Raw genomic sequence first — 11123 nt, 5'->3', positions numbered from 1 at the left:
ATAACCGTTTTTTTAACACCAGCAAAACTGTATGACCGATAAACCCACTGCCCCACGCCAACGCGTCACCGTACAAGAAGCCAGCACCTTAGTTGCCCCCAGCGAAAGCCGTAAGTTGGCGGCGTTGCGCGATAAGGCACGCGGTATTACCGCCCCCGTTGCCGCCCCGCCTGTTGTGGCGCCTGTCGATACTGCCTTAAGCCCTGCTTGCCGTACCGAATTGCACAAAGCGAGGGGGCTGATTGATACCCATTGCGCTGCGATTATGGGGCGTTATCCCCCGCAAAAACAAAACCGCCTGTTCGCTTTGCGCTTTGGGCCAATAGAATCCTTACGGTGTTTGCCGATCAGCGCGATAGTCAAACGCTTGGACATGGATACCCATGCCATTGATCTGCGCTTGCTGGCCAAGCTTAATTATCATGGGCAAACGACAGATTAACTTATAAACTTTTGTCTTTATATAAAAACACCAGATCAGTTGCTTAAGTTCCCCAAAGCCTTAATTGGTGCAAATCCACCGCAATGTGGGCAAATGCACACTATAATTGGTTTATTTAAACCAATTATAGTGATTGCAGCACCTATCAAGTTTTGCTTTTTCTTATCAAGAATAAAAATAAGCTTACCATTCAACGTCTTATGCTTTTTATTTGTATTTTGCCGGTAGACCTCTGTTTTTGGCGCGATAATTGCTGAAAATACCGAGTATGGCTAAAGCGGCTTTTCAAAGTTTGTTTTAACCTTGCCCTGCAAAACGACTCGCCAAGCCTACAAAAACCAACCCCTTTATATATTTTAATTTGTATCCGCCTATTGCGGCTGCCTGTTGGCTAGCGGTTATAGTCTTTTCGTGGATACGTTGCGAGGAAAAATAATGAGTAACATCAAAGAAACGGTAGAAGAATTGGTTACATCTATTGACGGCGCAATAGTCGCTGCGGTGGTTGACGGTAACAGCGGCATGTTGTTAGCATCCGCTGGAACGGGTCTTGACGTAGAGTTGGCGGCAGCAGGCAACTCCGAAGTCGTGCGCTCAAAGCTAAAAACAATGAAAGCATTGGGTTTGAAAGACGACATTGAAGATATTTTGCTGACACTGGGCAAGCAATACCACATCATCCGCCCGACTGAAAAATATGAAGGCGTGTTCCTTTATGTGGTACTGGATAAGGCAAAAAGCAATTTGGCGCTGGCTCGCCGTAGCGTTATGGCATTGGAAGCGAAGTTAGTTTTGTAAAATGTTTCCTATTGCCGCCGACAGATTATCAAGGGATTGGTTTTTAAAATAAAGTATAATCTGCCGACGGCTGAGCAAAAGCCCCGTGCCGTTTACGGCACGGGGCTTTTTTGTGGATAAATTTTAGCTTACCGGGCTGGTAAAACTGCCAGTTAAATGGGCTTATGCTTTATTCACGGCTAGGCTTATAAGCACATTCCAGAACCGATTGCGTCATCGCGGACAGTTTGGCGGGAAATAGTGTTACAATAGGCTAAGATTGCCAAGCAATTCATTGCTTGCTGTAGACGTTTTTGAAACGGTCTGCTAAATTGCTTGTGCCTATTAATGCCAGCACTCCTAGCAAAACCTTACCCATAGGCTCAGCGTTTTTCGTCCGTTTTCTTATTGGCTTTGCCGTCCGGCAAGCTACCGCTTGCGTTTCGGCACAACCTTCATTCCCCCATTACACGCCTTTTTAATGTCGGTATCACTTCCAAACACTTTTCCGCTGCCGTATTTTGCAGACAGTGCCGCGCTGTTTTCAGCGTGGGCAGACCAGCCTTGGGCGGTTTTTCTCGATAGCGGCTCTCCATCCAGCCAACAGGGCCGCTATGATATTATTGCCGCCGAACCGCTGTGCACCCTGTTGACACATGGCGAAACCACGGCCATCAGCACACCCCAAGGGGTCAGTTATAGCGGGGCCGATCCTTTCCTGTTGGTCAAACAACAGTTGCAAGCTTGGGCGGGGCGGGCGCTAAATATACCGGTGCTGCCGTTTAATGGCGGGGCTATCGGCTATTTTTCTTATGATCTGGCGCGGCGTTTGGAACAGTTGCCCGTCATTGCCGAAGATGCCGAGCATATTGCCGAAATGGCGGTGGGCATTTACCAGTGGGCGGTGATTGTCGACCATCAACAACAGCAAAGCGTTTTGGTTGCCCAAGGCCTGGATCTGCCCGACTGTGAGCGTTTATTGGCACGTTTTAGTACCTTGCCCGATACCACCCTCCCCCGCCCGTTTGCAGTGCTGGGCGACATTTCACCCAATATGGACAGTGCCTACTACGCCCAAGCTTTCCGGCGCATTAAGCAGTATCTGAAAGAAGGCGATTGTTATCAGGTCAATCTGACCCAGCGCTTCGCCGCCCGTTGCGAGGGCGACCCATGGACGGCGTATCAACTGTTGCGGCAAGTTAATGCCGCCCCGTTCAGTGCCTATCTTAACCTGCCCGAAGTGCGCATCTTAAGCTCGTCGCCGGAGCGGTTTTTAAAATTGCAACAGGGTAGCGTCGAAACCAAGCCTATAAAAGGCACACGCCCGCGCAAAGCCGATGCCGACGCAGACCGCCAACAAATCGTGCTCTTGGAAAATAGCCCGAAAGACCGCGCCGAAAATCTGATGATTGTCGATTTATTGCGTAATGATATTGGTAAAACCTGCACTATCGGCTCGGTCAAAGTGCCGACCTTGTTTGCGGTGGAGAGCTATGCCACCGTGCATCATTTGGTCAGCACCATTACCGGCACTTTGGCTGCCGACCAACACGCGCTGGATTTATTAAAAAGCTGCTTTCCCGGCGGCTCCATTACCGGTGCGCCGAAAATCCGCGCAATGGAAGTGATAGAAGAATTGGAGCCACAGCGGCGCGGCATTTATTGCGGCGCCATTGCCTATATCGGTTTTGACGGCAATATGGACAGCAATATCGCCATTAGAACCCTCGTGCAGTCCGGCGATACCATCCGTTATTGGGCGGGGGGCGGCATTGTCAACGATTCGGTGTTGGAAGAAGAATATCAAGAATGTTTCGATAAAGCCGCCGCCTTGTTAAGCGTTTTACGGCAATTTAGCCGCGATGATTGTCGTTAAGCTGGGCGGCAGTTTGGCGCAGGCGCGGCACTTGCGCGGCTGTTTGGATAGCATAGCCACAAACTTTCCTAGCCAAGCGGTGGTGGTGGTGCCGGGCGGCGGCGATTTCGCCGAGCAAGTGCGTTTAAGCCAACAAATCTGGCACTTCAGCGAGACTGCCGCCCATGCGATGGCGCTGTTAGCCATGCAGCAAATGGCCTTGCTGTGCCATGACCTGAAACCTGAATTCGCGCTGACGGGTTCCTTAGCCAGCCTCCGCCAAGCCAATCCCTCTCCGCGCACCCTCATTTGGTCACCCGATGTCGCCGAACTCGACCGGGCGGGCATTCCGGCCAGTTGGGACATTACCTCAGACAGCCTAGCCGCTTGGCTAGCCAATACCCTAGCCGCCGAGGCCTTGGTGCTGGTCAAATCCATAACGGTAGACGCAAAGTTAAGTTGGCGGGAGTTGGCAGTGCGGGGGGTTGTCGATAAGGCTTTTCCTGGTTTTGCCGCTGTGGCGGCTTACCCTATCCACATTATCAGTGCCGCGCAATTCCAATGCGCTGCGTTCTAAAGGCTTGAGGCTACTAGGCGACGGACTTTAAGGTCAGGCGCAAAAAAATAGTGGGCAAAAAGCACTTTGCCCACCCTACCGGCTGAAGGTAGTAAAAACGCCTTGAGGTTGATCCGGTTACACGCTATCCCGATACCACACTTAACAAGCCACTTCTTAGGACTGCCAAGTTGCGCTTAAATGGTGGCGGCTAACTTTTAAAATAAGCCGACTAAGGCGCAAGAATCCGTGCTGTTTTTTGCTAATCGCTGTTTTTTAGTGCCCTACCCGACTTCTGATGGCCGCTGGGTAACGGGCAAAAACCCCTCCGCTACCTGAAGCTGCGGAGAGGTTTATGTGTCTTACTTGCCGGCTTTTTGGGCTTCGGTCACGTTGTTTTGCGTGTGTCTTTTTTCAATGTTAGCAAACGTTTCGGCTTGCAATTGCGCAACCGCACCGCTTTTCAAATGTTCTGATTTTTCGCCTCTCAGGAAAATAACAATCGCAATCATGGCGACGATACAACCGCCAACGATATACCACAAAGAATTGTCTTCTTTTACTGTTTCACTCATTTTAAAGTCCTCTCTTGGTCATTGAAATTAATAGTTGTTATTTCCCCTTCCTCTAAGGGAGCGGCCCGAATGGCGGGCCGGTTGTTTGCTGTCGCTAAAACAACGATCTATTTTTATCATGAGAAAATATGTTAGGTCAAGCAAAATAATAATCATAAAAGACGTTAGTAACTTTTACAATGAGTTGCTTTTTTATTAAAAGATTATTAATCGCGTTAGTTTTCAGAAAAATAATTATTTTTTACGTTAGCTTCTTAGGAATTGTCTGGATGTGGCTAGGCGGGTGGTTTTAGGCGGGGTGGGGATAAGGCGCACTTTTTGCCGTTTGACAGCGGGGTTAGCCAAGAAAACTGACGCTGAATTAGTGCAGTTATTTAGGCTGAACGGGTTGGCGTTATGCACTGATAGCATAAGCAATAAGAAACTAGCGCATCTATAGCGGACAACCTCATCCGCCGCAACACATGATGCCGCAGCAATCCGGTTTCGATAACGGCTTTACTCAATTGTTTCCCTATTTAAGTCGGGTGTCTTGCTGTAGGATTTGTTCGGCGACCAGGCCAAAAAATTGCTGAGTCAGACTAAAGAATGGGCTAAGGCGTTTGTTGGTGGGCAGCAACGCAGTGGCAACCAAATCCTCAATACGCCACGCTTTATCAATGTGTTCGCTATACCATTGTTCCAATTCATCATACCAACGACGGCGGCGGTTGGTTAAATAGCCGCTGTTGAGATTGAGCAAGGCAATGGTGTAGTCGGCCCGCGCTTTATCAGCTAGATCTAGGTCAGCTCTAGGTACTACCCGGCCATCTGACAAATAGGCAAAATAACGGGCGCAATCACTGTCGTGGCATGACACGAACAAGGCCGGATCAAACTGACTGCGCTTGGCATGGCCACCAAATACGTCCGCCTTAATGAAGGCGAGGTCTTTGCTGCTTAAGGCACTGGCAGCCAAATTGGCATAATCAAAGGTTTGTGCCGGATAGTGGCTTTTGGGGCGCAAATGCTCTATGTGATAGCCTAAACCTGCCTCGTCAGCGCGAAGCTCCGAATAACAGCACAAGCCATATTGATCGTCCAACAAGCTATCCAGTACCGCCTCCTTGTGTCCAAAGGCTTTCCAGCGGCTGGTTGCGGCGGTAGCTGTTGTGGGTGGCATTTGGTGGGCTTGGTCGAGATAATAGCCACCGCTGATTTTTGTACTAATCGGCCTCATCGTTTTAACAGCTCTTGCCGCTGAATGCTTCTTAGCAACTTTTGCAATTGTGGATGGCTTGCGCCAAATACCGTTTGCAATTCCGTAAACAGGCTTGTTGCCTCTGGGGTAGCATACAAACCTTGATCTACCCATGCCGTCAGGCGTTCAAGCTGTTCCCGTTCTGCAACAGGCGGTTGCGGATTGACGTGCATAATGCTTTCCAACACATCACTGCTGATTTCACCATAAGATTCCGCCAGCGGCATTACGGCGACATCTTGCCCGTTACTGTCTTTGCCTAATAAGCGGATAGATTCTCTATGGATGCTAGAAAGCACTTGAGGGCTATGGGTGGTAACAATAAATTGGATTTGGGGAAAGGCTTGCCTAAGGGAATTTAACACCACTTGTTGCCACTCAGGATGCAAGTGCATATCCACTTCGTCTATCAAAACGATACCTGGGCTAGCTTCGGCGGCGCGGGAACCGAGCATTGGATTTAATTTAGTGGCCCTAAAGGCAATATCGCCAACTATGCCCAGCATATTCCTGATACCATCACTGAGTAGGGCTACAGGCAATTCGCCGTGTTCGTCGTGACAGGCAACTAACTCTTGACGGGCGGCGCTATAGGCGATTTGCTTCCAGCCCGATGGTGCCAAGCAACGGTTGACGGCATTACTGACCGAAGCAATATAGGCATCAAACTCGCTTGGGGTATCAGGCTGGCCTTGCTTGGCCGCTTCATAACGATGCTCAAACGCACTGATATTCCAGTAACGGAACCACTCGGCAAAGTTTTTATAACTAGAACCCGAATCAAGGCAATTGCTATAACCAACCGACCGCGAAGTCACTTGCAACTTGCTTTGGGTCAATTTTTCCATTTGCCACAACCGCCCTGTACCGTAATACGCCAGTACGGGCAAGAGAGTGTCGGTGTCGGCCTCACGGATGGCGTTTTGCATACGCTTGCCATAATCAATCAACTCTTTAGCGTTCTTTATCGTTGTTTTTGATTTTTTAGGAGCCGCTAAGGTACGGTGCCATATTGTGTCGTGGTCATCTCCAGGAATGTAACCAAATGCTATTACATGAGCGCCCGTAGCAACATATTCCATTTCGTTGCTAGCCGTCTCACGGACACGCCTGAGTCGGATGTCGTTGGCGTGAAAATGCTTACCAACAGCCTCATCAAATGCCCCGACATAAGGCCCTAAGGCAACGGCGACGGCATCCAAAATGGCGGTTTTACCGCAGCCATTGGGTGCAACCAATACGGTCAATTGTGGGTGAAAATCAATGGCTACGAAGGAAAAACAGCGATAGTTTTTTAAATTTAATCCAGTTAGCTTTAGAACTGACATAAACCATTACCAAATAAGGAAGGGGAATACTATGGCTCTCGCTTAGCGTGAGACACAGCCTTTTCCTGACAGCCAAAACCTTCTTGACGATATAAAAAAGCGAAGGACGGGGTTAAAAACCCCATCCTGCTGGTATGGCGGGGAACAACAAACGGCAGCTTAGTCCGCTTGCCGTCTTAAAAACGCGGGGATGTCCAGATAATCGAGATCGGTTTCTTTTTTGGCAGGTTGCGCGCCAAAACGGGTTTCGCGGCCTTCGGCTTTATGATCGCCCTTGTTACGCATAACGGTCGGTTTGTCCAGATCGTCGTAAGGGTTGCTGCTGGGTTTATGCAGCGGCTTGACATTGGACTTGCTGGCCGCCATAGCCGCCGTTTGCCCCATGCCTGTGGCAACTACAGTCACTTTCAGCTCATCGCCTAAAGACGCGTCGACCGCCATACCGATTTTGATGATGGCATCTTCGGAGGCGAATTCATGGACAATGTTACCGACTTCGTCAAATTCGGCAATGCCCATGTCGGAAGCGGAAATGTTCACCAAAATACCGCGTGCGCCTTGCAAGTTAATGTCTTCCAACAACGGGCAGGCAATGGCTTTTTCGGCCGCTTCCCGCGCCCGATGTTCGCCGGAGGCAGAGCCGCTGCCCATAATCGCCGCGCCCATGCCGGACATGACGGTACGCACGTCGGCAAAGTCGACGTTAATCATGCCAGGGTGGACAATCAGCTCGGTAATGCCTTGCACGGCATCCAACAGGACATCGTTGGCGGCTTTAAAAGCAGTCATTAAAGACACATTAGTGCCTAAAACCGGCAACAGTTTTTGGTTAGGGATAGTGATTAAAGAATCGACATATTTTTCCAGTTCCAAAATACCTTGTTCAGCAACAGCCTGTTTCTTTTTGCCTTCGAACAAAAACGGCTTAGTGACGACGGCGATAGTCAAAATACCCATGTCGCGGGCAATTTCGGCGATGACCGGAATCGCTCCTGTACCCGTACCACCGCCCATACCGGCGGTCAGGAATACCATATCCGCACCTTGCAGCACTTCTTTGATACGGTCTTTATTTTCTTGCGCGGCATGTTTGCCGATTTCGGGGTTCGTACCCGCGCCCAAACCTTTGGTCAGTTCCACACCCAACTGGATGATGGTGCCGACGTTTAACTTCCGTAACGCCTGTGCATCAGTGTTGGCACAAATAAATTCTACGCCCTCAATCTGACAACCGACCATGTGATTGACGGCGTTGCCGCCGCCGCCGCCGACACCAATAACTTTGATGACGGCAGTTTCATTATACATATCGACCAATTCATATTTCATAAAACCACCCATTAACAAAAAATTTTTACAAAGTTATTCTTTAAAAATTGCCCTGAAACCAGCTCTTCATTTTTGCAAACCACCCGTCTTGCTCTGAATCGGTGCTTCTGACGATATTCTGATGCTCTTTGCCATACATTAGCAAGCCCACGCCTGTAGAATAAATAGGGTTTTTTATCACTTCTGCCAACCCCGTCACATTTTCGGGGCCTCCCATGCGCACCGGCATGTGAAAAATCTCCTCGGCCAGCTCAATCAGCCCCCTAACTTTGGCGCTGCCGCCCGTCAGGACGATACCTGCGGCAATCGATTCTTCGTTACCGCTCCGGCGGATTTCCGCCTGCACCAATAACATCAGTTCTTCATAACGCGGTTCGATAATCTCGGCCAAATTCTGCGTGGAGATTTTGCGCGGGGCGCGGTCGCCGATACTCGGCACTTCGATCACGCCATCGACACTGGCCAATTGCGTTAAGGCGCAAGCGTATTTGCGCTTAATTTCTTCGGCATTGACGGTCGGTGTCCGCAAGGCCACGGCAATATCATTAGTGACCTGATCGCCTGCTATGGGTATCACGGCGGTGTGTTTAATCGCCCCTTCGACAAAAATGGCGATGTCGGTGGTGCCGCCGCCCATATCAATCAGGCATACGCCCAATTCCTTTTCGTCTTCGGTCAACACCGAATTGCAGGAGGCCAATTGCTCCAACACAATGTCTTCAACCTCCAAGCCACATTTACGGATACATTTGACAATGTTCTGCGAAGCGCTGACGCTGCCCGTAACCATGTGGACTTTCGCCTCCAACCGGATGCCGGACATGCCGATAGGCTCTTTAATACCGTCCTGCAAATCAATGACAAATTCCTGCGGCAAAATATGCAAGATTTTTTGGTCGGCCGGAATCGCCACCGCGCGGGCGGAATCGATTACGCGGTCAATGTCATATTGGGTCACTTCCTTATCTTTAATCGCCACAATGCCATGCGAGTTCAAACTTTTGATGTGGCTACCGGCAATCCCCGCAAAAACCGATTTAATTTGGCAACCCGCCATCAGTTCGGCTTCTTCAATGGCGCGTTGTATCGATTGCACGGTCGATTCCAGATTGACCACCACGCCTTTTTTAAGGCCGCGCGAGGCGGTCGTGCCGATACCGATAACTTCAATGCTACCGTCACTGCTCAACTCGCCGACAATAGCCGCGACTTTGGAAGTGCCAATATCCAGACCAACGATTAAATTACGTTCTGATTTTCTTGCCATTGTTTACTCTGTCGATTTTTAGTATGCCTGTTTATGTCATTGTTGTTCGGCAACGCCCGTTGCTTCTGGGGCATACATATTTTCCCAGTCAATAGCAGGAGGGGCTTGCGCTTTCCAAGAAACGGCATAACCATTAGGATAACGCAAATCCACCACCGCCATCGCATCAATTTGTTGTTTACCTAACAGCGGTATCGTCCGTAAAAACCGTTGCAATTTTTTAAGCTGATCTTCCCGCCCCAATAAGATTTCTAATCCTGTCGTCAATTTGATCGTCCATGACCAACGGCTGTTAATAGTAAACTCCGCCAGTTCCAACGATTCATCGGCTAAGGCGGTTTTCAAACCCTTCATAATTTCCAGCACTTCCAGCCGACGTGCTTCCGGTGCCGTGACCACCATCAGATGCTGGTGCTGAGCCAAACTTTTCGGAGTAAAAATCACCCCTTTTTCGGTAATCAGGCTATCCTTGCCCCAGCGCAGATAGGGTTTTTTCTCGGTCACTTTAATGTCGATGGTGTCCGGCCAGATACGCTGGACGGCGACGCTATCCACCCAGGGTAAAGCCGCCACGGCAAGGTGTAGCGCCTGCATATTGGCTTCCAAAAAACTCGTGGTCGCTAACGGCTCCAAGACCGTTTTAATGTCGTCCTTGCTTAAATATTGAAAAACCCCTTCAATCCTGACATATTTTATGGGTAAAGAGGCCATTTTCAACGACCACTTGATCTTACCCGTGTGGATTCCCAGCCAAAGCCCTCCAGACCCTAACAATAACGCGACCAATAAGAGTTTTACGCCAATTCTGCTCATTACGCCAGACTGGTTTCCAACACCTGCCAAACTAAGGCTTTAAAATCCATCCCCGCCTGCCGTGCCGCCATCGGCACCAGACTGTGGTCGGTCATGCCCGGCACGGTGTTGATTTCTATAAGCTGGTATTGGCCGTCGCCGTCGATAAACACATCAACCCGTGCCCAGCCCTTAATGCCGACCACCTTACTGGCGGTCACCGACACTTGTTGCAAGGCTTGCTCTTGGTCAACAGGCAACCCGCACGGGCAATGGTATTGGGTGGTGTTGGCGTGATACTTGGCTTCATAATCGTAAAAACTGTGCGGCGTTTCCAAACGGATAACGGGCAACGCCTCGCCGTTTAAAATCCCCACCGTATACTCCTGCCCCGTCACCCATTGTTCGGCATAAACATCGCAATTAAACGCCGAAGCCGTTTGCAAAGCGCCGACCAGTTCTTCCCGATTATGGGCTTTGCTCATACCGATACTGGAACCTTCCTGGGCAGGCTTAACGATAACCGGAAAACCTAATTTTTCGATACAGCCATCAATATCCGCCACGCTTTGCAGCAATTGCCATCTCGGCGTTACCAAACCGTAACCTTGCCAACACAGTTTGGTGCGTAGCTTATCCATTGCCAAGGCCGAAGCTAACACCCCGCTACCCGTATAAGGGATGCCCAGAACTTCCAAGACCGCTTGCAACACGCCGTCTTCACCGCCACGCCCGTGGATGATGTTAAATACCCTATCCACTTGCAGACCCGCTAAGGCATCAATAGGGCTAGCCGTCACATCTACTGCCACCGCATCGACCCCCGCCTCTTGCAAGGCCGCAAACACCGCTGCGCCGCTTCTGAGCGATACTGCCCGTTCCGCCGCCGAACCGCCCATTAACACCGCCACCCGACCAAACTTTTCAGGATTGCCATACCGGTGCGCCGGGGTATCCATTAC

Annotated in this window: 11 protein-coding genes; 4 read left to right on the top strand and 7 right to left on the bottom strand. The window is 50.1% G+C overall.

The window, feature by feature from the left end; genetic code table 11:
• Window positions 1-31: 31 nt before the first annotated feature.
• The 4 genes from AADEFJLK_RS19690 (at window position 32) to AADEFJLK_RS19675 (ending at window position 3651) form a co-directional block, all read left to right on the top strand.
• Window positions 32-442: a hypothetical protein gene (locus AADEFJLK_RS19690; RefSeq protein ID WP_103975468.1), complete on the top strand. Its 411-nt coding sequence runs from the start codon at window positions 32-34 to the stop codon at window positions 440-442.
• Between the two features lie 435 nt (window positions 443-877).
• Window positions 878-1240 carry a hypothetical protein gene (locus AADEFJLK_RS19685; protein ID WP_088619754.1) on the top strand — a complete coding sequence of 121 codons (363 nt, stop codon included), beginning with the start codon at window positions 878-880 and terminating at the stop codon, window positions 1238-1240.
• Window positions 1241-1700: 460 nt separating this feature from the next.
• Window positions 1701-3095, top strand: a complete 1395-nt coding sequence (gene pabB / locus AADEFJLK_RS19680; RefSeq protein WP_103975467.1) for an aminodeoxychorismate synthase component I — start codon at window positions 1701-1703, stop codon at window positions 3093-3095.
• Window positions 3082-3651 (top strand): amino acid kinase family protein, encoded by a 570-nt coding sequence (locus AADEFJLK_RS19675; RefSeq protein ID WP_103975466.1) that lies wholly within the window; start codon window positions 3082-3084, stop codon window positions 3649-3651. The genes pabB and AADEFJLK_RS19675 overlap by 14 nt, the downstream gene beginning before the upstream one ends.
• Window positions 3652-3992: 341 nt before the next feature.
• Here AADEFJLK_RS19675 and AADEFJLK_RS19670 read toward each other — a convergent pair whose 3' ends face one another.
• From AADEFJLK_RS19670 to AADEFJLK_RS19640, 7 genes are all read right to left on the bottom strand, one after another.
• On the bottom strand, window positions 3993-4205 hold the full coding sequence (locus AADEFJLK_RS19670) for a hypothetical protein (RefSeq protein WP_088619751.1): 213 nt from the start codon (window positions 4203-4205) through the stop codon (window positions 3993-3995).
• 514 nt (window positions 4206-4719) lie between these two features.
• A complete protein-coding gene (locus tag AADEFJLK_RS19665) occupies window positions 4720-5424 on the bottom strand; it encodes a retron system putative HNH endonuclease (protein ID WP_103975465.1) in 705 nt (234 codons plus the stop codon).
• Window positions 5421-6773, bottom strand: a complete 1353-nt coding sequence (locus AADEFJLK_RS19660) for an AAA family ATPase (protein ID WP_103975464.1) — start codon at window positions 6771-6773, stop codon at window positions 5421-5423. The genes AADEFJLK_RS19665 and AADEFJLK_RS19660 overlap by 4 nt, the downstream gene beginning before the upstream one ends.
• A gap of 159 nt (window positions 6774-6932) precedes the next feature.
• The gene (ftsZ, locus tag AADEFJLK_RS19655; RefSeq protein ID WP_088621606.1) at window positions 6933-8102 is read right to left on the bottom strand and encodes a cell division protein FtsZ; all 1170 of its coding nucleotides are present in this window, start codon (window positions 8100-8102) and stop codon (window positions 6933-6935) included.
• Window positions 8103-8142: 40 nt separating this feature from the next.
• The gene (gene ftsA, locus AADEFJLK_RS19650) at window positions 8143-9369 is read right to left on the bottom strand and encodes a cell division protein FtsA (RefSeq protein WP_088619749.1); all 1227 of its coding nucleotides are present in this window, start codon (window positions 9367-9369) and stop codon (window positions 8143-8145) included.
• A gap of 36 nt (window positions 9370-9405) precedes the next feature.
• Entirely contained in the window at window positions 9406-10182 is a 777-nt protein-coding gene (locus tag AADEFJLK_RS19645; RefSeq protein ID WP_088619748.1) for a cell division protein FtsQ/DivIB, read from the bottom strand.
• A complete protein-coding gene (locus tag AADEFJLK_RS19640) occupies window positions 10182-11120 on the bottom strand; it encodes a D-alanine--D-alanine ligase (protein WP_103975483.1) in 939 nt (312 codons plus the stop codon). The genes AADEFJLK_RS19645 and AADEFJLK_RS19640 overlap by 1 nt, the downstream gene beginning before the upstream one ends.
• Window positions 11121-11123: the final 3 nt, after the last annotated feature.

Origin of the sequence: Methylovulum psychrotolerans, from assembly GCF_002923755.1 — a bacterium.
GTDB classification, from domain to species: Bacteria; Pseudomonadota; Gammaproteobacteria; order Methylococcales; family Methylomonadaceae; genus Methylovulum; species Methylovulum psychrotolerans.
Note: the sequence above shows the minus strand (reverse complement) of the source record. Positions and strands in the feature narration are given on the sequence as shown.